16 protein-coding genes are annotated in these 23,119 nt (G+C 65.2%); 10 read left to right on the plus strand and 6 right to left on the minus strand.

Annotated features, from left to right (window positions below):
- The first annotated feature begins 449 nt into the window (after positions 1-449).
- The gene (locus tag OC537_RS05435) at positions 450-3,743 is read left to right on the plus strand and encodes an ImpA family metalloprotease (RefSeq protein ID WP_262110079.1); all 3,294 of its coding nucleotides are present in this window, start codon (positions 450-452) and stop codon (positions 3,741-3,743) included.
- A gap of 102 nt (positions 3,744-3,845) precedes the next feature.
- Here OC537_RS05435 and OC537_RS05440 read toward each other — a convergent pair whose 3' ends face one another.
- On the minus strand, positions 3,846-4,724 hold the full coding sequence (locus OC537_RS05440) for a LysR family transcriptional regulator (protein ID WP_262110082.1): 879 nt from the start codon (positions 4,722-4,724) through the stop codon (positions 3,846-3,848).
- Positions 4,725-4,885: 161 nt separating this feature from the next.
- Between OC537_RS05440 and fdhD the strand changes: the two genes are divergently transcribed.
- The 3 genes from fdhD to OC537_RS05455 all read left to right on the plus strand — a co-directional run bounded on the left by fdhD (position 4,886) and on the right by OC537_RS05455 (position 9,337).
- Positions 4,886-5,671: a formate dehydrogenase accessory sulfurtransferase FdhD gene (fdhD, locus tag OC537_RS05445; protein WP_262110083.1), complete on the plus strand. Its 786-nt coding sequence runs from the start codon at positions 4,886-4,888 to the stop codon at positions 5,669-5,671.
- Positions 5,655-7,952 carry an FdhF/YdeP family oxidoreductase gene (locus OC537_RS05450; protein WP_262110084.1) on the plus strand — a complete coding sequence of 766 codons (2,298 nt, stop codon included), beginning with the start codon at positions 5,655-5,657 and terminating at the stop codon, positions 7,950-7,952. The genes fdhD and OC537_RS05450 overlap by 17 nt, the downstream gene beginning before the upstream one ends.
- A 260-nt stretch (positions 7,953-8,212) precedes the next feature.
- Complete coding sequence (locus OC537_RS05455; protein ID WP_262110086.1) at positions 8,213-9,337, plus strand: hypothetical protein; 1,125 nt, start codon at positions 8,213-8,215, stop codon at positions 9,335-9,337.
- 9 nt (positions 9,338-9,346) lie between these two features.
- Here OC537_RS05455 and OC537_RS05460 read toward each other — a convergent pair whose 3' ends face one another.
- Positions 9,347-10,921 carry a sensor domain-containing diguanylate cyclase gene (locus tag OC537_RS05460; RefSeq protein WP_262110094.1) on the minus strand — a complete coding sequence of 525 codons (1,575 nt, stop codon included), beginning with the start codon at positions 10,919-10,921 and terminating at the stop codon, positions 9,347-9,349.
- 135 nt (positions 10,922-11,056) lie between these two features.
- Positions 11,057-11,959, minus strand: a complete 903-nt coding sequence (locus OC537_RS05465; RefSeq protein ID WP_262110095.1) for a LysR family transcriptional regulator — start codon at positions 11,957-11,959, stop codon at positions 11,057-11,059.
- Between the two features lie 156 nt (positions 11,960-12,115).
- Between OC537_RS05465 and OC537_RS05470 the strand changes: the two genes are divergently transcribed.
- Positions 12,116-13,549 carry a glycoside hydrolase family 1 protein gene (locus OC537_RS05470; protein ID WP_139745877.1) on the plus strand — a complete coding sequence of 478 codons (1,434 nt, stop codon included), beginning with the start codon at positions 12,116-12,118 and terminating at the stop codon, positions 13,547-13,549.
- A 113-nt stretch (positions 13,550-13,662) separates the two neighbouring features.
- Here OC537_RS05470 and OC537_RS05475 read toward each other — a convergent pair whose 3' ends face one another.
- Positions 13,663-14,421, minus strand: coding sequence for an SDR family NAD(P)-dependent oxidoreductase (locus OC537_RS05475; protein ID WP_163148180.1), 759 nt, complete (start codon positions 14,419-14,421; stop codon positions 13,663-13,665).
- A 130-nt stretch (positions 14,422-14,551) separates the two neighbouring features.
- Here OC537_RS05475 and OC537_RS05480 point away from each other — a divergent pair, with 130 nt between their 5' ends.
- Entirely contained in the window at positions 14,552-15,475 is a 924-nt protein-coding gene (locus OC537_RS05480) for a LysR family transcriptional regulator (protein WP_262110100.1), read from the plus strand.
- On the opposite strand, the gene OC537_RS05485 is transcribed toward OC537_RS05480, so the two are convergent.
- On the minus strand, positions 15,455-16,465 hold the full coding sequence (locus tag OC537_RS05485; RefSeq protein ID WP_262110102.1) for a helix-turn-helix transcriptional regulator: 1,011 nt from the start codon (positions 16,463-16,465) through the stop codon (positions 15,455-15,457). The two genes, OC537_RS05480 and OC537_RS05485, sit on opposite strands and share 21 nt — an antisense overlap.
- 231 nt (positions 16,466-16,696) lie before the next feature.
- On the opposite strand from OC537_RS05485, the gene OC537_RS05490 reads away from it, so the two are divergent.
- The 3 genes from OC537_RS05490 to OC537_RS05500 all read left to right on the plus strand — a co-directional run bounded on the left by OC537_RS05490 (position 16,697) and on the right by OC537_RS05500 (position 20,822).
- Positions 16,697-18,733, plus strand: coding sequence for a glycoside hydrolase family 3 protein (locus OC537_RS05490; protein WP_262110104.1), 2,037 nt, complete (start codon positions 16,697-16,699; stop codon positions 18,731-18,733).
- A 178-nt stretch (positions 18,734-18,911) separates the two neighbouring features.
- Positions 18,912-19,769: a deoxyribonuclease IV gene (nfo, locus tag OC537_RS05495; RefSeq protein ID WP_262110106.1), complete on the plus strand. Its 858-nt coding sequence runs from the start codon at positions 18,912-18,914 to the stop codon at positions 19,767-19,769.
- Positions 19,770-19,835: 66 nt separating this feature from the next.
- Complete coding sequence (locus OC537_RS05500) at positions 19,836-20,822, plus strand: Gfo/Idh/MocA family protein (RefSeq protein WP_262110109.1); 987 nt, start codon at positions 19,836-19,838, stop codon at positions 20,820-20,822.
- A gap of 101 nt (positions 20,823-20,923) precedes the next feature.
- On the opposite strand, the gene OC537_RS05505 is transcribed toward OC537_RS05500, so the two are convergent.
- Complete coding sequence (locus OC537_RS05505; RefSeq protein WP_106886883.1) at positions 20,924-21,814, minus strand: LysR substrate-binding domain-containing protein; 891 nt, start codon at positions 21,812-21,814, stop codon at positions 20,924-20,926.
- A 103-nt stretch (positions 21,815-21,917) separates the two neighbouring features.
- Here OC537_RS05505 and OC537_RS05510 point away from each other — a divergent pair, with 103 nt between their 5' ends.
- Positions 21,918-22,898, plus strand: coding sequence for a TDT family transporter (locus OC537_RS05510; protein WP_262110112.1), 981 nt, complete (start codon positions 21,918-21,920; stop codon positions 22,896-22,898).
- Positions 22,899-23,119 lie beyond the last annotated feature (221 nt).

The raw sequence follows: 23,119 nt of genomic DNA on the forward strand, positions 1-23,119 counted from the left end.
GGTGGCTCACAGAAAAATTTCAGCAGCATGATGCTTCATACAAACAGCAGACAAGTTCATATATGGCGCCATGCTTATGCTGATTTATATGCATATTTATTCCGGAATCCATAATGTTCAGCCCGTCATTGAAGGGGCTGTCATTCTCTTGCGGGGTAGACCGCCCCGGGGGAATGAAGTGCCGCCAGGCGAGGGAAGGCGATCCCGGTCGGTCGGAGCCTAAAATGGGATTCGTTCAGGGTTGAAATTACGCAGCACGCCCCCTACACTGCCCGCCCCAAACAGCCTGGTAGAGAGGAGGATAGAAGATGAGAAAAGTCATTCTCACACCCTTGCTGGCCCTTGCCATGAACGGATGCGGGGGTGGAGAGGGCGGGAAAGACGATGCCATTCCCCCCACGATAACAACGTATTTTGAGGCATCCACCCAGAGCACCCAGGGTGGGCAGTTGAGCCCGGCCAGCCTGCGCCTGAGCGCCGGTGAGCAGGGCAGTTTCACCCTAGCACCCGACACCGGTTATGTGTTGGCGCAGATTGCGGGTTGTGAGGGGACGCTGGACGGCCACACCTATACCACGGGCCCCATGCGCGGCGATTGCCAGGTCTCGGCGAGCTTCACTCAGGAGACGGCCCCCGTTTATTTCGAGGCCACCACCCAGAGCAGCCAGGGTGGGCGGCTGAGCCCGGCCAGCCTGCGCCTGAGCGCCGGTGAGCGGGGGCGTTTCACCCTGGCGCCCGACGCCGGCTTCGTGCTGGAGCGCATAGAGGGCTGTGACGGCACCCTGCAGGGTCACGACTACATCACAGGCCCCATGGGCGCCGATTGTCAGGTGTCGGCTCGCTTCATCAAGCATGCCGCCCATGCCATTGCCCGTGAGGATCACGCCCTCGCCAGCGACGTGGAGCTGATCGCCCATGCCCGTGGCGCCATCGCCGACAGCGAGGCGCGTCGCACCGAATTGGTCCGCACCCTCTATCAGGGTCTGGGGGCCATCAGCTGGAACCCGAGTCACGACTCCATCACCTTCTCCAGCTTCCAGCCCGAAAACACAGTGACCCTGCTTCCCTCCAACATCAATGGCAAGGGGGAGAGCGAGATCCGCGGCCTGGTGATGGTCTCCGAGCAAGATGACTATCGCCGGGCAGCCATGGGGGCGAATCTGTTTGCGGTGGATCGCACACCCCAGAGCGAGGCACTGCTCAAGGGTCTGATCGGCTGGCTGACCCGGGGGAGGGATAGTGATGACGATGGCCTTCGCATCCTGACCGCCCAGGTGCCGAGTCGCGCCGACAGCTGGTATTTCCCCCATAACGAGGGGATCCGGGACTGGCTCAAGGCCATGTATCCGGACGCGCACAGCATCAACCAGGCCGATGAATGCGATTATCAGGCCCTCGGCGCCTGCATCGACCGCATGGCGCCGGATCTCATCGTGATAAGCGACCTCGATCGCCAGGGGCTGGGATACCAGGGCATAGCCCAGGCCATCGCCAAGGCGAAGGCCGCCGGGATCCCGCTGCTGCTCTCCAACTACCGGCGAGAGGCGAGCCCCCTGCTGGCGCCCCTCTATCTGGAGATGGGGCTGGTGACCTGGGGCAACTACTGGTCGAAGCTCAAGGTCAGCAATCTGGCGGCGAGCACCATCATGGCGCCAGATCCCCAGCTGATGGCGGTCGATACGCTGCTGAGCAACCTCAAGGAGGGGGAATTCAGCACCCAATGGCTGGATGCCTGCAGCGGCAACTTCCTCAATTGCGGCGGTGTCGATGAGTTCAATCTGCAGTTCAAGAATGGCGCCGACTGGCTCAGGAATGCCGCCATCACCCTGGACAAGGCGGGGATCAGCCCCTTCGCCCGCGACGGCTTGGCACTGTTGCCGGCCAGCCTGCTGCTGGCCGACAAATACCGCGCCGCCATCGATTACCCCATCGCCTGGGACGAGCATCAGGCCTGGCAGCGGGCGATGTTTGCCGACTGGCTGGTGAGCTATGCCCGTGTTCGCAACCTGGCCCAGCCGGATCTGGGGGAGTACGTCGTCGATCGCAGCCAGGTGTTCAAGGGAGATCTGGCCCATTACGCCTATCCCGCCGTCATCAGCGACAGCCGCCGCATCTCGGTGCCCTATTCCGGGCAGTGGACCTCGACGGGCTGGTATGCCCTGCCAGGGCAGCGTATCACCCTGAGTCGCACGGATACTGCGGATGTTTCCGCTACCATTCGGCTCAATTACCACAGACCCAACACCAACAGGGCCTATGAGCAGAAGGTCTATCGGGCGCCGCTGGAGTTGGCCAGCGGGCGGCTTCCTCTGAACAAGGGCGGCAGCGTCAGCTTCACCTCGCCCTATGGGGGCCCTGTCTATCTCTACCTGGAGGGGGGAGACGGGGCGCTGCAAGTGGAGGTGACCGCCACCGGCGTGACCCACCATCCGGCCATCCTGGACTTCAGTGATGAGCAGCAGATCCGGGACTTCAACGAGCGGCTGGATCAGACCGAGCTGCCCCATGTCGATCTCAGGGCCGATGGCGCCGAGCAGCATCTGCGGCGAGATCGCTTCACCGGGGCCATCGGGGGGACCATTGCCGACACCGATGCCCTGCTGGAAAGCATCTCCCGGGATCATATCAACAGCGTCTATACCCTGGCGGGCTTCAAGATCCAGGGCAAGCGCCTGGAGGAGTCGCTGCCTGACGAGGTCAGGCGCGCCTGTGTCGCGCTGCTGGGGGATCAGTGTCTCGACGAATCACTGCATACCCGCACTATCATCCAGCATGCCAACTATGACCAGAATGCCCATTGCGGGGTCGGCTGCAGCGGCAACCCCTGGGACTCTTCCGGCAGCATCAGCCCGACCGGTTGGCTGGACAATCACGAGCTAGGGCACAACCTGCAAACCCAGCGCCTGAATGTGCATTATGCCGCCGCCAGCGATGCCGACAACTGGCGCGGCTATGGCAGCCGGGCCGGGGAGAACTCCAACAACATCTTCCCCTATGTGGTGAAGTGGCAGGCCCACTATCTGCGCGACGGCAACCAGGCGCCCATCAAAGATGGTCACATGAACCACAAGGATCTGTTCTACGCCTTCATGTCCGACGCGGCCGGGGTGAAGGATAAGAGCGGCAACCGGGTGGTGCTGGGGGCCAATTGCAGGGTGCTGGATGCGGGGGAGAGTCGCTACGAGGCGCCCTGGCAGAGCAATGCCTATGCGGTCCACAACGGCTATCGCATGGCATTTTATATCCAGATGGCGCTGCGCGCCCACGGCATGAGGCTGGCGGACGGCACCCGCCTGAGCAACGGCTTCAATATCTTCACCCTGCTCTACCAGCATTCACGGATCTTCGGCGCCGTTGCCGACAACGAGAGCGACTGGAATGCCAACAGGGACAGGCTCGGCTTTGGCCTCTTCCCCTTCCAGGGGCATGGGGTCTATGGCGGCAAGCAGGTGAGAGACATACCGGGCAACGACTTCATGCTGGTCGCCCTCGGCAGGCTCACCGGCCTGGACTGGCGTAGCCACTTCGATCTGCTGGGTCTGCGCTACTCGACGCTTGCCGCCGCTCAGGTGGAGGCGAACCAGCCCTCGGGCGTCCTGCCCATGGGGATGTACGTGCTGGAGGACGATCTCCCGCCCGCCAACATGAGCGAGGGGCTGACATTCCTGCCCCTCTCAAGTACGGATGGCAGCACCCTCTGGCCTCGCGACCAGGGATCGCCGGCCAGCTGTCCTATTCCCTAATAAAGAAAAAACGCCCTCAGGGGCGTTTTTTCTTGGTCAGCGCAGGCTTGTCGGAGCAGGTGGGCGGTACTCGCGTTTTGCCTCGTAGCCCTGCGGGGGGACTCAGGTCTTCAGCAGGCCGAGAAAGGCCTTCATGGCGGGGGTGACGCTGTGTTTTCGGGTGATGAAGGCGATGGTGCCGGCGCTCGCATCGCTCAAGGGGTGGCAGGGCAGCTTGAAGAGCTGCTGGGCGGTGGCGGCGATGCCGGCACTGACCACGGCGCAGCCGAGGCCGTGGCTCACCCCGTTGGCCAGGTGGAACAGGGAGTCTGTCTCCAGCACCACCCGCAGGCTGAGCTGTTGGCGGGCGGCGGCCTCGTCGAAATAGCGACGAAACTGCATGGTGGCGCTCGGCAGTATCAGGGGGAGATCCTCCAAGTCCGCCAGCCTCAGGGGCTGGCTCGGGGAGAGGTGCGGGGGCAGGGGCCCCAGCAGCGCCATGGGGTTGGGGTGGCGCAACTGGACGTCGAGGGCGCGGCGCTGATGCTCGGTGAGCAGCTCGTCAAAGCCAAGGCCGATGTCGGTCTGGTGCAGATCCAGCTGCTCGAGCAGGGTGCCGTGGGTCATCACCGACAGGCGCAGGCTGACCTTGGGGAAGGCGTCGTTGAAGCGCTTGAGCAGCGGCATGATGTCGATGCTCGACTGGGGCACCATGCCGATGCGCAGGACCCCCGAGAGCGCGCCGCCAAACAGGCTCAGCTCCTGGCGCATGGCGTCCTGCTCCAGCAGCATGCGCTCGGCGTGGCGCAGCACCACTTCCCCCGCCTGGGTCAGCGCCACGAACTGGCTGTTGCGCACCACCAGCTCGGTGCCGAGGGATTTTTCCAGCGCCGTGATGCTGGCGGACAGGGTCGGCTGGGTGATGAAGCAGGCCTTGGCCGCCTTGGCGAAGTGGCGGTGCTGGGCCAGTTCGTAGAAATAGTGCAACTGCTTGATGTTCATCGAAGAGGAAGCGCCTGGCGTGGAGGATGGCTGACAAAGTTAATCAATCGACATCGCCATGGCAATAGAGGTTTTCTATCGGTGAATAGATTTGTTTCATTGGTTTTGGGGGAGCGACTTATCTAAACTTGAGGCCCGAATACACGTTATAAGCGTCTCGCATGATCCCATTCAATTCACGGTTACCCAGGCTGGATGAGCTGGTGGAAGAGGTGGCCGTGTCCGTCAACATCAATGGCATCAACCACGCCGTCATGATGGCCACCCCGGATGATCTCGACGACTTCGCCATCGGCTTCCTGTTTGGCGAGGGCATCATAGGGGGCAATCACGACGTGCACGACATCCAGAGCACCCTCTCGGAGCACGGCGTCGTGCTCGACATCACCATCGCCAACCGCTGCCTGGCAGCGCTTGGCCAGCGCAAGCGTCGCCTGGCCGGGGCGAGCGGCTGCGGCATCTGCGGGGTGGAGGCCATAGAGCATGCGCTGCCCGCGCTCACCCCCCTGACCCCGGGCGCCCCCTTGGATACCGAGCGTCTGCGGGACTTGCGTAATCGCATCGCCCCCTGGCAGAGCAAGGCCCGCCAGAGCGGCGCCCTCCATGCCGCCCTGGCGCTGGATGATCGCGGCGAGATCCTGGCCTGCCGGGAGGACATAGGCCGCCACAATGCCCTGGACAAGCTCATCGGCATGCAACTGCGCCAGCCCGCGCAGGCCCACACCCTGGTCATCACCAGCCGCTGCGGCAGCGAACTCATTCACAAGGCGGTGCAATTTGGCGCCGCCCACCTCATCAGCCTTGCTTCTCCCAGCCAGCTCGCGGTGCGACTGGCCCTGAAATACAACCTGACCCTCATTCATGTGCCCAGATCCGATGCCCCGGTCTGCTATGCCAGCCCCCGCGCCCAGGATCAGTTCGGAGACTCCCATGTCCAGTCATATTGAGAAACCGGCCAAGGCCGGCGGCTTTTCCTCCCTGCAGTCCACCTTCAAGCAGGTGCTGCGCAGCCAGAAGACCCGGCAGAACATCAAGAACCTGCTGCGGGTCAACCAGACCGACGGCTTCGACTGCCCGGGCTGCGCCTGGGGTGACAACAAGCAGGGGGCCTTCCAGTTTTGCGAGAACGGCGCCAAGGCGGTGGCCTGGGAGTCCACCAGCAAGACGGTGGGGGCGGCCTTCTTCGCCGAGCATTCGGTGCGCCGCCTCTCTGCCCAGAGCGACTACTGGCTGGAATATCAGGGCCGTCTGACCGAGCCCCTGCGCTACAACCCGGCCACCGATCATTACGAGCCGATAAGCTGGGAGCAGGCCTTTGCCCTCATCGCCGACAAGCTCAAGAGCCTGGCCAGTCCCGACGAGGTGGAGTTCTACACCTCGGGCCGTGCCAGCAACGAGGCCTCCTACCTCTATCAGCTGTTCGGCCGTCTCTATGGCACCAACAACTTCCCGGACTGCTCCAACATGTGCCACGAGGCGAGCGGCGTTGGGCTCATCCAGTCCGTCGGGGTGGGCAAGGGCACTGTGGTGCTCGATGACTTCGACGCCGCCAAGGCCATCTTCGTCTTTGGCCAGAATCCGGGCACCAACCACCCGCGCATGATGAACGCCCTGCGCAAGGCGGCGCGCCAGGGGTGCCAGATAGTCACCTTCAACAATTTGAAAGAGGTGGCCCTCGAGCGCTTCGCCAGCCCCCAGAGCCCGGCGGAGCTGCTGACCCCGGCGGCCACCCGCATCAGCCACCAGTACCTCACGCCGAAACTCGGCGGCGACATGGCGGCGATTCGCGGCATGGCGAAATACATTCTGGAAGAGGAGGGGGGCCGCATCGATCTCGCCTTCATCGAGCAGCACACGGCGCACTTTGACGAGTATCTTGCCAAGGTGAAGGCGACTGAGTGGGCGCAGATCGAGGCGCAATCCGGGCTAGATCGCGAGGCGATCACTCAGGCGGCCAGGATCTTCGCCCGGAGCGAGAGCGTGATCAGCTGCTGGGCCATGGGGATCACCCAGCACAAGCACTCGGTCGACACCATCCGCGAAATCGTCAACCTGCACCTGATGTGCGGCCAGATTGGCAAGCCGGGGGCCGGGCTCTGCCCGGTGCGCGGCCACAGCAACGTGCAGGGCAACCGCACCATGGGGATCAACGAGAAACCCAACGCCGCCTTTATCGACCGTCTGGAGCGCCGCTTCCCGGTTGGCCTCAAGCGCACGCCGGGGCACAACGTCTACGAGGCGCTCAAGGCCCTGCACGGCGGCAAGAGCAAGGTGCTCGTCTGCCTTGGGGGCAACCTGGCGGCCGCTGCGCCTGACACCGACTTCACCTATGAGGCGATGCGCAAGAGCGAGCTCAACGTGCAGATCAGCACCAAGCTCAACCGCAGCCATCTGATGGTGTCCCAGGATGCCCTGATCCTGCCCTGCCTCGGCCGCACCGAGCTCGATCTGCAGCGCAGCGGCATCCAGAAGATCACAGTGGAAGATACCTTCAGCATGGTGCACGCCTCCACCGGCATGAACGAGCCGGTCTCGCCGCTGTGTCTCTCGGAGATCGACATAGTCGCGCGCATGGCCGAGGCGACGCTCGGCAGCGAGCGGGTGGACTGGCTGGCGCTGCGGGACGACTACGCCCTGCTGCGCAACCTCATCGCCGAGACCATAGCCGGCTTTGACGACTTCAACCGCCGCATCGAGGAGCCCAGCGGCTTCCACCTGGAGAACAGTGCCGCCCTGCTGCGCTGGAACACCCCAAGCGGGCGCGCCGAATTTCGGGCGAACCGCTTGCCGGACTCCATACTGCCCGAGTGCACCAGCCACGCCGAGCAGATGGTGGGCGAGCCCGTGCTGCTGCTCCAGAGCCTGCGCTCCCACGATCAGTACAACACCACCATCTATGGCATGGACGATCGCTACCGCGGCATCAAGGGGCGGCGCAACGTGGTCTTCATGAACGAGGAGGATGCCCGTCGCCTGGGGCTGGCCGAGGAGCAGCAGGTGGACATGACCGCCATCTGCGACGACGGACGCGAGCGGGTGGTGCGCGGCTTTAGCGTCATCTTCTACGAGATCCCCAGGGGCAACATCGCCGCCTACTACCCGGAGACCAACCCCCTGGTGGCCATCGACAGCATAGGGGAGGGCTCCTTCACCCCGACCTCCAAGTCGGTGCCCGTGCTGGTGACCCCAAGCCAGGCACAGGCCGCCAGCCTCGCCGTCAATCTGTAAGCGTCCGCGCCCCGAACCCCTGCCCAGGCAGGGGTTTTTTCATGCCCGCAATTCGCCAGGCCCTCTCGTTTGCCGAAGCTGTACGGCGATTGTATGGCGCACCATCTTGCTGTGGTCGGGGTCGGGGGATGCCGCTATGCTGCGGCCCTCTTCCGGCCCCTGATGCAAGGCGGCCGGCAACCTGAACCCCGACGTGCCTGCCGAGCAGGGTGGCCCAGCGCCGCCGGTTTGCCGTGCGCGATCCTGTGCGGAACCCACACATGCGCAATGCAATCTCCCCCCTGATGGCCGGCCTGGCCTTTATCCTGGCGGCCAGCCCCGCAATGGCGGCGGATCCCGCCAAGGAAGAGGCGCAGACGCGCGGTGACGAGCGAAAGGCAAAGGCGGCCAAGGAGGGCGAGCGCTCCCCCTGGCTGTTCGTGCCCCTGCTGAGCTCCAGCCCCAAGCTGGACACGGCGGCGGGCCTGATGGTGGGTTATCTGCACCAGTTCGATGAGGGCTCGCGCCCGTCCCTGTTCACCCTGTCCGGCAAGTACACCACCTCGGCGTCCCTCATCACCAGCGCCTTCGCCAAGACGTCGTTCGGGGCGGATCACCACCGCATCGTCGGTGGCGTCATCCTCGGCGACATCAACAACAGCTACCAGGATTACCTCGGCACCGGCCGCGCCCTCGAGACCAACGACAACTTCCGCTCCGCCTTCCTGCGCTACCTCTATCGGGTGGAGGGGGACTGGTTCGTCGGCGGCATGGCGGCCTACTCCAACTACGAGGTGCAGGGACAGGATCTGGAGTCGGATCAGATCCTGGACGAGCTGGGGCTGGCGGGGTTCACCTCAGGGGGGCTGGGGCTGGTGGTGCAGCACGACTCCCGGGACAGCGACTTCAGCGCGACCAGGGGCTGGTATTTGAACGTCAACAACCTGGCCTACCGGGAAGGGCTGGGGGGAGAGGGGGACTTTGACATCTATCGGGTCGACTATCGGGGCTACTGGAGTCACGGGGATGGCAATGTGCTCGCCTGGCGCAATCGCAACCAGTTCTCCCACAACGCGCCGAGCGGCTCCTATTCCCCCATCTATCTGCGTGGCTACACCCCGGGGGAGTACCTGGGCCAGCACATGTCGGCGGTGGAGGTCGAGGAGCGCTACCAGCTTGCCGAACGCTGGACCCTCACCGCCTTCGCCGGGGTGGCCTGCCTCTACGGCGACGCCGTGAACGGGGAGTCCCTCGACTGTGGCGACAGCGACAACATCTATCCCGCCTGGGGGGCGGGGGTGCAGTACTTGCTCAAGCCGGAGGCGGGCATAGTCGCCAACCTCGAGTATGCGATGGGCAAGGACGACAACGCGGGCATCTACCTCAAGATGGGCTACAGCTTCTGACGCCGGGCCTCAGGCACCGGCCACCACCACGCAGTTGCGGCCCCTGTGCTTGGCCTGATAGAGCGCCTTGTCCGCCTGCTTGAGCACGGCACCGAGAGCGCTGGCATCCCCCGGCCAGTGGGCGACCCCGAGGGAGATGGTGATGCACCCGGCCTGCTCCATCTCGTGGTTCGCCACCGTCTGCCGCAGCCGCTCGGCGATCCGCTGCGCCTGCACCAGGGAGACCCCGGGCAGCAGCAGCAGGAACTCCTCGCCGCCGCTTCGGCACAGGGCGGCATCGGCGCGCAGATCCCGCTGCATCAGGGTCGCCAGGGCGACGATGACGGCGTCCCCGACGTCGTGGCCGAAGTGGTCGTTGATGGCCTTGAAGTGATCGATATCGAGGGCGATGACCGCCAGCGGCCGGGACTGCGCCTGATAGTCGTCCAGCATCTGCTGCATGGCCCGCCGGTTGAAGAGGCCCGTCATGGGGTCTGTGTGGCTGTCGGTGTGCAGCTGGTCAATCTTGGTGTTGAGCAGCCCCAGCCCCTTGAGGATGGCCTGCTTGAGCTGGGCTGCCTCGAAGTACCAGGCGCGGATGCTGGAGATGTTGGAGGCCGCCTCCTGCTGATCCATCAGCCTGGCCCTGTTGGCCAGCTGCCGCAGGGGGCGGGAGATGATGGTGGCCGAGAGCCAGATGACGAAGAGGATGAAGAGGGTGACCGGGATCATCCCCTTCAATATGTCGAGCATCTGCTCATCCAGCCCGGCCAGGGTGGCGCTGCGGGGACGCTGGGCCACCACTCCCCAGCCCGCACCGGCCACGGGGGCGAAGCCCGTCAGCATCTCTATCCCTTGGGAGTTGAGCACGGCTTGTGCCCCCTGCCGCCCCTGCAACACCTCGTCCACCACCGCATTGTCACTTATCTTCTGGCCGATGCGCTTGGGGTCTGGGTGGTAGATCAGCGTCTTCTCCCGGTCGACCACGTAGAGGTAGGAGCCATCCTGGTAGTAGTGCTGGCCCAGCAGGCTGGAGAGCACGCTGGCGGATTCCAGGTAGATGGTCCCGGCGACATAGCCGAGGTAGCGCCTGTCCGTCGAGAACACAGGGTAGGAGAGGCTGATGAGGTAGTTGCCCGAAAGGGAGATAAGAGGATCAGAGATGGTCGGCTGCTGGTTGGCGAGGGTCTGGCGGGCGCTGCGGGAGCTGAGCTTGGCCCCCTTCACCTTCAGGGTCTCGGGGGAGACGGCGACTATGGTGGACTCGGTGTTCACGACGGCCACCGAGTTGAAGGTGTTGGTGCGCTCGCGCAGCTGGGTCACCTCCTGCTCCAGCCCCGCGATGTCGTTGGCCTGCAGCAGCGGCGCCAGCAGGGTGGCGCTGTAGGCAAGCTGCCCCTGGGCCGCATTCAGCATGGCCTCGGCGGAGGCGGCCAGCTTGGTGGCATAGACACGGTTGGCCTCCAGAGTACTGTCGATCAGCAGCTGTCGCTGTGCCTGATGGATGGCGTAGAAGCTGTTGCCGAAGGTGGCCAGCACGCCGAGCACGGCCAGGGCCAGGATGAGGCGATGGAGATCAAACCTCAGCAGCCAGTGAGATAGCATTGGAGAAACGAGTCCTTGTCGGTTGGCGCCGGGCGCCGGAGCCATGGTGCAATTTTACGGGGGCTGGCTGCGCAAAAGCTACCGTTAATGTGGTTCTCGAACGATGCCGTGTCGTGAATGACAGCCATGGCCGCGTCATGTTCCTGCACTGCCCTGATCACCCAGGGCGGTGAGGGCGGGATCACCGAGCTCGGCCACCGTCTGCCAGAAGGGGGCTATGAGGGGGTTATCCCCTCCCGGCGGGCGAATGAGCCCTATGATCCAGCTCGCCTCGGCCTCCGCCAGTGGCAGGGTGATGACATCCGGGTGCTCTATGGTGGTGGAGGAGGGCACCAGGGTCCAGGCGATGCCCGCCGCCGCGGTGGCGATGCCGGCGGCGAAGTCGTTGACGTACTGGATATCCCCAAAGCGCAGCCCGCTCTGGGCCAGGTAGTGCACGAACTGATCGTGGAAGGAGGGGGCCTTGTCCCGGCGCAAGATGGCGAGGGGCTTGTCCAGCAGATCCGAGAGCCCCGTCACCCCCTGGTAGCCGGCGGGCAGCACTGCGACGAAATGGGCGCGCACCACGGGCAGCACCTGCCAGCCCTTGGGGGCGGGCAGGCGGCAGAAGCCGAGATCCAGTTTGCCTTCACTGAGCGCCAGCAACTGGTGATGGGTGGAGAGATCGTTGAGCTCTATGCCGACCCCGGGGCGGCTGGCCCGAAAACGGGCGATGGCGGCGGGCACCAGCAGCTTGGTGGCGACCCCGAAGCCGATGCGCAGGGTGCCGCCATTACCCGCCAGCACGTCGCGGGCGGTGCGACCGAGCTGCTCGCTCTGGGCCACCAGGGCGCAGGCATCCCCGTAGAGGGCGCGCCCGAGGGGGGTGAGCCGGGTGCTGCTGGCGTTGCGCTCGAACAGCTCGCCGCCAAATTCCCCCTCCAGCCGCCGGATCTGCTTGCTCAGGGCCGACTGGGTGATGTGCTGGCGCGCCGCCGCCTGACCGAAGTGCAAGACCTCCCCCAGGGTGACGAAGGCCTTCAGATCCCGCAACTCCATCACGACTCCTTCATTCCTGATTGGAATATTGAATGGCAAAAATTGTCATTGGACGGAATTCTAGAACTGTTCGATGCTGATGCCAATTCGTTTTGACCCCCGCCCATGCCCTAGGGGAGAGGCGGCACCATCCTCAAGCAGCAGGAGACAAGCCAGATGCACCATCCCAAGTTCAACGACTTCCCCGCAGATTTCCTCTGGGGGGCCGCCTCTGCCGCCTACCAGGTGGAAGGGGCCTGGAACGAAGACGGCAAGGGCCCCTCGGTGTGGGATCTCTTCACCAAGTTGCCGGGCAAGACCTTCGAGGGCAGCAACGGGGACGTGGCGGTGGATCACTACCACAGGGTGGAAGAGGACGTGGCGCTGATGGCCGAGATGGGGCTCAAGGCCTATCGCTTCTCGGTGAGCTGGCCGCGCATCTTCCCAAGCGGGCGCGGCGAGGTGAACGAGGCGGGGCTCGCCTTCTACGAGCGGCTCATCGACGCCCTGCTGGCCCACGGCATAGAGCCTGTGCTGACCCTCTACCACTGGGACCTGCCCCAGGCCCTGCAGGACGAATACGGCGGCTGGGAAGACAGGCGCATCATCGACGACTTCGAGCACTACTGCGTCACCCTCTATCAGCGCTTCGCCGGCAAGGTGAAGTACTGGGTCTCCCTCAACGAGCAGAACTACAACCTGACCAACGCCTACCAGCTCGGCACTCATCCCCCTGCGGTGCAGGACAGGAAGCGCTTCTTCGCCGCCAACCACATCGCGTTCCTGGCCAACGCCCGTGTGATCAAGGCGTTCCGCCAGCATGTACCAAACGGCCTCATAGGCCCGAGCTTCGCCTATTCCCCGGCCTATCCGGCCTCCTGCGCCCCGAGTGACATGCTGGCGTTCGAGAATGCCGAGGAGTTCACCAACCTCTGGTGGCTGGATGCCTACTGCTTCGGCCGCTACCCCCAGGCGGCGCTCGCCTACCTGAGAGAAACCGGCGAGGCCCCCGAGATTCTGCCAGGGGATCTCGAGTTGCTGCGCGAAGGCACTCCCGACTACATAGGCGTCAACTACTACTACACCCTGACCTTCACCGACAATCCCCTCGGCGGCCAGACCATGCAGCGCATCAACACCACGGGGCAGAAGGGCACAACGCCATCGAGCGGTGTCCCCGGTCTCTACAAGACCACCCCCAACCCGCACCTGGAGACCAGCAACTGGGACTGGGCCATAGATCCCACCGGGATGCGCATCGCCCTGCGCCGCCTCTCGTCCCGCTACGGCCTGCCGCTGATGATCACCGAGAACGGCCTCGGCGAGTTCGACAAGCTGACCGCGGACGGCCGGGTGCAGGATGACTACCGCATCGCCTATCTGCAAAGCCACCTGAAAGCCTGTCAGGAGGCGATGCAGGACGGGGTCGAGCTCATCGGCTACTGCGCCTGGTCCTTCACCGACATACTGAGCTGGCTCAACGGCTACCAGAAGCGCTACGGCTTCGTCTATGTGGAGCGCGACGAGCAGGGGGGATCCTTGCGCCGCATCAAGAAGGAGAGCTTCCACTGGTACAGCCAGGTGATCGCCTCCGGTGGCAAGACGCTGTAAAGCGTTGACTTAAGGTGCGTGCGCATGGCGCCGCCCCAATGCAAAGGCCCCCTCGGGGGCCTTTTTCGTGGCTTTTTCATGGCGGCGTGCAAGCCTTTGGCGCCCATCCCGGCCTAGATAAACATGCCCCCCGAGGCCTCGATGCGCTGGGCGGTGATCCAGCGGTTGTCATCGGAGAGCAGGGCGGCGATGACACCGCCGATGTCGTCGGGCTGGCCGACTCTCCCCAGCGCCGTCTGGCTCGCGAGGAAGGCGTTGACCCCCTTGTCGTCGCGCACCACGCCGCCGCCAAAGTCGGTCTCGATGGCGCCGGGGGCCACCACGTTGACGGCGATGCCGCGGGGGCCCAGCTCCTTGGCCAGATAGTGGGTCAGCACCTCCACGCCCCCCTTCATGGCGGCGTAGGCGGCGTAACCCGGCATGGCGAAGCGAGTCAGGCCGGTGGAGAGATTGATGATGCGCCCGCCATCACGGATAAGCGGCAGCAGCTTCTGGGTCAGGAAGAAGGTCCCCTTGAAGTGGATGTTGAGCAGGGTATCGAACTGCTCCTCCGTGGTCTGCTCGAAGCTGGCATGAATGCCGATGCCGGCGTTGTTGACCAGGTAGTCGAACTGCGGCCGTTGCCACTCCCGGGCGAGCAGTTGCTTCACCTCCTCTGCGAAGGCGACAAAGGAGGCGCTCACCCCCACATCCAGCGCCAGGGCATGGGCCTGGACCCCGAGCGCTCTGGCCTCGGCCACCACTGCGGCCGCCTCGTCGGCCTGGCTGCGGTAGGTGATGATGAGATCCACCCCCTTGGCCGCGAGGGCGAGGGCGCTGTGTTTGCCAAGGCCACGGCTGGCGCCTGTGATGAGGGCTATGGGTCTGGTCATGGTGTGACTCCTGTCTGGGTGAATGACAAGGGCTCGGTGCGAGCCGACCGGATCACTGTATTGTTCCTTTAATGCCGGATAAATAGCGTGATAATGAAATCACTGTTCCGTTTGAAGAGACAATCAGGCCATGGATCAACTGGATGCGATGAAATTGTTCGTGCGGGTCGCCGAACTCGAGAGCTTTACCCGCTGCGCCGAGCAACTGGGCATCCCCAAGGCGACCCTCTCCGCCGCCATCCGCCGGCTGGAGGAGCGCATGGGCACCCGGCTCCTGCTGCGTACCACGAGACGGGTGCAGCTCACCACGGATGGCCAGCTCTGCTACGCCAGGTGCCGGGATCTGCTGGCGGACATGGAGGAGTTTGACGGCCTGTTTCGCCAGGGGGGCCAGATCTCGGGGCAGTTGCGGGTAGACATGCCGAGCCGGATGGCGCGCCATCTGGTGATCCCGGCGCTGCCCGCCTTCCTGGCCCAGCACCCCGACTTGCAGCTGATGTTGAGCAGTACGGACAGGCGGGTGGATCTGGTGCGCGATGGCTTCGACTGCGTGGTGCGGGTCGGGGCGCTGGAGCCCTCCAGCCTGGTGGCGCGCCCCCTGGGTCACTATCGCCAGATCAACTGCGCCAGTGCCGCCTACCTGGCCCGTCACGGGGTGCCGCAGACCCTGGCGGATCTGGCCGGGCACCGGCTGGTCCATTATGGGTCGGGGCAGGGGCGCAGCGAGCCGGGCTTCGAGTACCAGCAGGCGGATGGCAGCCGCGCCCTCTTGCCGATGGCGGGGGCCCTGATGGTCAACGACAGCGAGACCTACCTTGCGGCGGCGCTGGCGGGGCTTGGCATCATACAGATGCCGAGGGTAGGGGTGGAGGGGCTGCTCGGGCGCGGCGAGCTGATAAGCCTGCTGCCCCGGTGGCAGGCACCGCCGCTCCCCATCCACGCCCTTTATGCCCATCGCCGCCAGCTGGCGCCCAGGGTCCAGCTCTTCATCCACTGGCTGGCGGAGCTGCTCGCCGGGGCCCTGGCCGGGGAGTCAGAGCCGGCTGCGCCTTGAGCGGTATTCGCTGGGGGAGAGGGCGAACGCCTCCTTGAAGAAGCGGGTGAAGCTGCTCTGGCTGGCAAACCCGAGGCGCCCGCCCACCTCCTGCAGCTGCAGCCCGGGATCCTGCAGCAGACGGCAGGCCTCTTCTCTTCTGACCTGCTCCAGCAATCCTGAGAAGTGGCACCCCTCCTCGCGCAGGTGGCGGTTGAGGGTCCAGCGGGTCAGCCTGAGGGCCTCGCAGATCCCCGCCAGCAGGGTGGGGGAGTCGACGCTCTCCTGCCAGAGCCGCTGGCGGATGAGCCCGAGCACCCGCTCCCTGTAGTGGCTGCTCGGGCGCAACTGCCGCATCTGGCCGTCGAGCTCCCCCAGCAGCAGAGGTTGCAGGGGGCCGTTGCAGCCCCCGTGGGCGAGATCGAGCAAGGCCGCGGGGAAGCGCAGCTCAAAGGCTTCTCCCCGTTGCAGCCGATCCCCCAGCCAGGCCCCCAGCTCGCGCCACAGCCTGGGCCGCACCGGGGTGGGCAGCACCAGCCGGCCCTGGCCGGGGTGGTAGAACTGCAGCAGGGCATAGAGGTGACCGAGGTTGGCCAGGCTGCTCATGGCGATCACGTCCGGGTGATCGGACTCCGAATGGTAACTGAGCCTGGCCTGTCCCTCTTCTTCCCGCAGCAGTATCCGATCGCACTCGCCGATGAGGGGGCGGTAGGCGAGGAAGAAGTGCAGGGCCTGGCGCAGGGTGGCGGCGTTGCAGCAGAGGCTCGCCAGCGGCAGGTAGTCGGCGAAGAGCCCCGAGAGCGAGGGGGGCGACCACTTGTGGGCCATGTCCACATGGGGGGCGACCTGGGTCAGCAGCCGGAAGTGGCGCTGGGCGTCGATCCGCCCCTGGGGGAGCAGCAGCTCTTCTCTGGCAATACCGGCACCTTGCAGGAGCTGGGCCGGATCCCGTCCCTGTCTCTGCCAGTGGTTGAGGCAGTGCAGGGCTATCCGGTTGGAGACTGTCTTCACGGCGAAAATCCTTGTCGGCGGTGGCCCACCATCATCCGCCATTGGCCATGAATTGCCGTGAGCCAGGTTCGGCTTCATGTTTCAGAAATGTAACCAAGGGTAACCCTGCAACCCTTTTCACACTTTTCGAACGTGCTCCCAACCGGCAATTCCCTGCACCCGCAGGGCAAGTGAGGCGGGCCGATTTTGCATAGAGTGGCCACTCCTACACACACATGGAAGATAACAATAATGACATATCCCCCCTTCGCTCTGACCCGTCTCACCCTGAGCATGGGCGTCCTGCTGCTGGCAGGGTGCAATGGCAACGACTCCAGCCCCAAGCCGGAGCAGCCCACCCTGGGGCACCGCACCGTCAGCCTGATCGAGCAGGATGGCCTGCAATTCAAGGATCTCGATGGCAGCGGCGCCCTGACCCCCTATGAAGACTGGCGCCTTGGCGCCGACGAGCGGGCCCGGGATCTGGTGGGCAGGCTCTCCCTGGCCCAGAAGGCGGGCCTGATGATGCACGGCACCCTGGTGCTGGACGCAGACGGGCGGGTCAACCTCACCGCCATGGAGAAGATGCTGCGCGAGGATGGCGTCAATACCTTCATCACCCGCATGGCAGGGGATCCGGCGGCCATCGCCGAGGACAACAACCGGCTGCAGGCCCTGCTGGAAGGGGTGGGGCTCGGCATCCCCATGACGGTGAGCACGGATCCCCGCAACCACTTCACCCATGATCCCAACGCCACCAGCATAGGCGCCGGGGCCTTCTCCCAGTGGCCCGAGACCCTGGGGCTCGCCGCCATCGGCGATGCCGCTTTGGTGCAGCGCTTTGGCGACATCGCCCGCCAGGAGTACAGGGCCGTCGGCATTCACGAGGCCCTCTCCCCCCAGGCGGATCTCGCGACCGAGCCGCGCTGGGGCCGCATCAACGGCACCTTCGGTGAAGACAACCTGCTGGCCAAATCCCTGGTCAAGGCCTACATAGAGGGCTTCCAGCAGGGGAGCGACGGCATAGGCAAGGAGAGCGTGGTCACAGTGGTCAAGCACTTCGCCGGGGCCGGTCCCCAGAAAGATGGCCTGGATGCCCACAACCCCTGGGGCAAGGAGCAGGTCTATCCCGGCGGCCAGTTCGCCTATCACCTGGTGCCCTTCGAGGGGGCCTTCGAGGCCAGGGTGGGGGCCGTGATGCCCTATTACGCCCTGCCCGAGGGGCTGACCCATGAAGGCCAGGCCATCGAGGAGGTGGGCTTTGGCTTCAACCGCCAGATCCTCACCGACTTGCTGCGGGGCCACTTCAAGTTCGACGGCGTGGTGCTGAGCGACTGGGGCATAGTCAACGACTGCAACGCCCGCTGCGAGCAGGGGCTGAGCCAGGATGAGGTGACGGCGGGCGTCAGCCCCTGGACTGTGCCCTTTGGCATGTCCTGGGGCGTGGAGAAGCTCACCAAGGCCGAGCGCTACGCCAAGGCCATCGATGCCGGGGTGGATCAGTTTGGCGGCGTGGAAGATCCCGCCCCCCTGCTGGCGGCGGTGCAGAGCGGCCTGGTGACCGAGGCGGCCATCACCACCTCGGCCGAGCGCATCCTGGAGCAGAAGTTCGCCCTGGGTCTGTTCGAAAACCCCTATGTGGATACCCAGGCCGCGGTGGCCCTGGTGGGCAAGGCCGAGTTCCAGCAGGCCGCCCAGGCCGCCCAGGCGGCGTCCCACGTGTTGCTGAAAAACGAGGGGGCCCTGTTGCCGCAGAAGGCGGACGGCAAGCGGGTCTACCTGCACAACGTCAATGCCGAGGTGGCCACGGCCAACGGCTATACGGTGGTGACGGATCTGGCCCAGGCCGATCTCGCCATAGTGCGGGTCAATGCCCCGGGCGAGCAGGATCCCCGCTTCCCGTTCGGCAGCATCCACTTCGGTCAGCTCGGTTTTGCCAGCGCAGATCAGGTGGTGCAGGAGACTGCCCACGAGGGGATCTACCGCGGGGCAGACGAGTACGCCGCCATCCAGGCCGTCGCGCAGGCCGGGGTGCCCATGGTGCTCTCCGTCTATCTGGACAGGCCCGCCATCCTGACCGAGGTGGCACCGGCGGCGCAGGTGCTGCTGGCCAACTTCGGGGCCCTGGATCAGGCGCTGTTCGACGTCATCAGCGGCAAGGTCAAGGCCAGCGGCAAGCTGCCCTTCGAGCTGCCCTCCAGCTGGCAGGCGGTGCAGAACCAGCACCCGGACGTGGCGAAGGACTCCGCGAACCCGCTCTACCCCTATGGTGCCGGTCTGGCCTATTGAGGGCGAGCCCGACATCCATGATCACCAAGGCGCCTGCGGGCGCCTTTTCCATTGCCGCCATCGACAATCCCGGTTTGGCGCAAGGGGCTGGCTTGGGCATAATGACGCCCCATCAGGGTTGCCGCGCCTCGCGACCGCGAGAGGCGAGCGAACCCAGCAAGCGCGCAGAGGAGACAAGATGAAATTTATCGGAGCCCACGTCAGTGCGGCCGGCGGGGTGGAGAACACCATAGCCCGCGCCCAGGCTATCGGGGCCAACGCCTTCGCCCTGTTCACCAAGAACCAGCGCCAGTGGCAGGCGGCGCCACTCTCCGAGGCCAGCATCCGCGCCTTCAAGGCGGCCTGCGACAAGGGGGGCTTTAGCCCCGAGCAGATCCTGCCCCACGACAGCTACCTCATCAACCTGGGCCACCCGGATCCTGACGGCCTCGCCAAATCCCGGGATGCCTTCCTGGACGAGATCAAGCGCTGCGAGCAGCTCGGGCTCTGCTATCTGAACTTTCACCCCGGCAGCCACCTCAAGCAGATCCCCGAGGCGGCGAGCCTCAAACTGGTGAGCGAGTCCATCAACTGGGCGCTGGAGCGAAGCCAAGGGGTCACGGCGGTGATCGAGAACACCGCCGGCCAGGGCACCAACCTCGGCTGGTCGTTCGAGCACCTGGCCACCCTGATCGAGGGGGTGGAGGACAAGAGCCGGGTTGGGGTCTGCTTCGACACCTGCCACGCCTTCGCCGCCGGTTACGATCTGCGCACCCCCGAGTCCTGCGCCGCCGTGTTCGCCGACTTTGACCGCATCGTGGGCTTTGAGTACCTCAAGGGGATGCATATCAACGGTGCCAAGTGTACCTTCGGTAGTCGGGTCGATCGCCACCACAGCCTGCGGGAGGGGAACCTGGGGGAAGCCGTGTTCCACCACATCATGAACGATCACCGTTTCGACGGCATTCCGCTGATCCTCGAGACCATAGACGAGGCGATCTGGGGCGACGAGATAAGTTGGCTGCGCAGCCTGCAGATCGAACAGGCCACAAGCTGACTCCTCCCCCTTTCGAAGGGGGAGGCAGGGAGGGGGTTGTTGGCTGGCAACAAGAAGGAGGAAGAGATGCAATCACAGGGAACAGCGCCACTGCTGCGCTGGGGGATAGCCGGGGCGGGTGCCATCGCCAGGCGTTTTTGCCGCGACGTCAATCAGTACGCCAGGGGCGGGCGCGTGGTGGCGATCGCCGCCCGGGATCAGGGGCGGGCCGACGAGTTCGCCCGTGAGCTGGGGTTGGGGCTGGCCTATGGCAGCTATCAGGCCCTGGCCGAGAGCCCAGAGGTGGAGGCCGTCTATGTGGCGGTGATCCACCCACAGCATGCCGCCTTGATCAGGCAGATGCTGCTGGCGGGCAAGCACGTGCTGGTGGAGAAACCGGCGGTGACCCGGGTGGCGGATTGGGACGCCCTGGTGGCGCTTGCCCATGAGCGCGGCTTGCTGCTGCTCGAAGCCATGAAGGTGATGTGCTTCCCCGCCATGCGCGCCCTGTTGCAGCGGTTGCCCCTGCTGCCCGCGCCCCGCAGCCTGCGGGCGGCGTTCGGCTCGGCCCCGCCTCCAGTCGGCAAGCTGTTCGATCCTGCCCTCGACGGCGGCGCCGCCTGGGATGTGGGGGTCTATCCGCTCTGGCTCTATGCCGCCTTCTGCGAGCGGCTGGGGCTCGCGACCCAGGCCCCCGAGGTGGCGCTGGACAGGGCGCCGGGGGAGGTGGATCTCGCGGCCCGCTTCAGCTTCGGCGGCCCCTTCTCGGCGGAGCTTGGCGCCTCCATCGTCGAGGATCTCGATCGGGATGCCTGGCTCTCGGGGGAGGCGTGGACCCTGGTCATCGAGGGCAAGTGGTGGAATCCCCAGCACATTCGCTGGCAGGGGGATACGCCGCCTGCCGCCTGGCCGGCGGACATCTACCTGCCGGTGCAGGGGGGCGGCATGCAGCACGAGGCGGATCACTTCGCCGATTGCCTGCGCCACCGGCTGCTGGACTCCCCCTGGGTGCCCCACGCCCTGACGCGGCGGGTGCTGGGCTGGGTCGAGGCGGGGCTGCACCGGGGAGGCTGATGGCGCCGCACGTCATCCTGCAATAGATCCCCGCAACACCTTCCTTAAACAACAGAGGGCGCCACGGCGCCCTCTGTTTTTGTTTTAGGGTGACCCTAGGCTCAGGGAGCGGGCAGGGTCTGGGCGCGGCAGAAGGCGAGGAAGCGGCGCAGGGCCGCGGAGTGGAACTTCTGCTTGTGCCAGACGAGGGAGAGCTGGCGGGGGAAGGTCTGGCTCGGGGTGAGCGCCACCAGACGGCCGCTGTGCAGGCGATCGGAGACCGCGAGGCGGGAGATAAAGGAGATGCCGAGCCCCTTCTCCACCGCCAGCATCACCGCCTCCAGGGTGTTGAGCTCGAGCCCCGCCTGCCAGCGCGGCAGCCTGGGCTGGATCTGCTGCTCGAACTGCTCGCGGCTCCCTGACTGGGGCTCGCGCAGTACCCAGGTTTCGCCTGCGAGCAGGCGAAGGGGCAGCTCCAGCTGCCCGGCCAGGGGGTGCTGGGGCGGGGCTATGATCAGCATCTCGTCTTCGAGCCAGGGCTCGCTCACCAGATCCGGGTGATGGTTTTCCCCCTCGATGAGGGCCAGATCCAGCTCGAAGTGGGCGAGGGAGTGGCACAACAGGTGGGTGTTGGCGATGGTCACCCTGGGGGCGGATCCCAGCTCCTGGGCGCCCCCCGCCAGCAGACTGGGCAGCAGGTAGTTGCCTATGGTCTGGCTGGCCCCCAGGCGCAGCTGGCCGCTCGGCTCGGCGTCCGGGCCAAACAGCTGCTCTATCTCCTGCATCCGGGTCAGCAGCTCCTCGGCGGCCGGTTGCAGCAGGCGCCCCTCGTTGTTGAGCTGAAGCCTGGGATGCACCCGATCGAACAGCGGGGTGGCGAGCTGGCGCTCCAGCTCCTGCAACGACTGGGAGACGGCCCCCTTGCTGAGGCAGAGCTCGCTGGCCGCGCCCCCCAGGTTGCCGTGGCGGGCTATGGTGGCGAACACCTTGAGTTGTTGCAGGGTCAGCTTCATGTCGTTTGATTTTCCTAAACGCTTAGTTCAATTCATTTAGATATCGTAAACGATAGACCCTCTTTATCCTATGCACATCGTCATCAACAAGAGGGTACCAGTCATGATCGCACGCACCCGTCGCTCCCTTGCCGCCGCCCCGACCCCCATGGCCGGGCTGGCACTCGGGATCGCCAGCCTCGGCTGGTGTTGGGAAAATGCCGGTCAGTTTGATGGCCGCCTGCAACTGCTGGGGGCCGCCATCGCCGCCGTGCTGCTCCTCATCCTCACCTTCAAGTTCCTGCTGCACCCGCGTCTGCTGTGGCAGGATCTCGCCCACCCCGTGGTGGGCAGCGTAGTGCCCACCTATGCCATGGGGACCATGGTGGTCTCCAAGGCGGTGGGGCTGCTGGCCCCGACCCTGGGCCAGGGGCTCTGGCTGTTTGCGGTGATCATTCACCTGGTGTTCCTCGCCACCTTCGTCTGGCACAGGGCCAAGGCGTTTGAAATTCACCACATGGTGCCGAGCTGGTTCGTGCCGCCGGTGGGGATCATAGTGGCCGACGTCGCCTATCCGGGTGGCCCCTTCGCCGCCCTGGCCAATGGCCTGCTCTGGTTCGGCATGGCCTGCTACGGCCTGATGCTGCCGCTGATGCTCTATCGCCTCATCTTCAGCCACGAGGTGCCGGATGCCGCCAAGCCCACCATCGCCATCCTGGCGGCGCCTGCCAGCCTGTCGCTCGCCGGCTACCTCACCGTGAGCCAGGATCCCTCGCTGCTGCTGGTGGCCGTGCTGCTGGGGATAGCCGTGCTGATGACAGGCATCATCTACCTGGCCTTCATCAAGCTGCTGCGTCTGCCGTTCTCGCCGGGCTATGCCGCCTTCACCTTCCCCCTGGTGATAGGCGCCACCGCCCTGTTCAAGGTGGGTCACCTGCTGTCGCAGTGGCCAGAGGCGGCCCACTATGCGGCGCAGATCAACCAGCTAGCCTATCTGGAACTCGGTGCGGCGACCCTGATCGTCGGTTATGTGGCGCTGCGCTACCTGATGTTCTTCCTGCCCCTTGGCCAGGTCAGCATGCTGGAGCAGCCCCTGCGCCGCTAAGGTCGCAGCCGGTCTCGACCAAGAGCAGACCCCGCCTGGCGGGGTCTGCTGCATCCGGGGCCGGTACAAAGCGTGAGCAGCGCCCACAGCCTGGGGATCAGGGGGGGCTGTCAATCCGTGAAAAGGCTCAAATTGTCGCTCATTCAGGCGATATTAAGGTGGTTTTCACTGGTATTACCTGTCAGGATTGCCGCAATTGCCCACTTCTACTGTTTGATAGT

It is taken from the genome of Aeromonas sp. Marseille-Q5825 (assembly GCF_946892685.1).
GTDB lineage: Bacteria > Pseudomonadota > Gammaproteobacteria > Enterobacterales > Aeromonadaceae > Aeromonas > Aeromonas rivipollensis.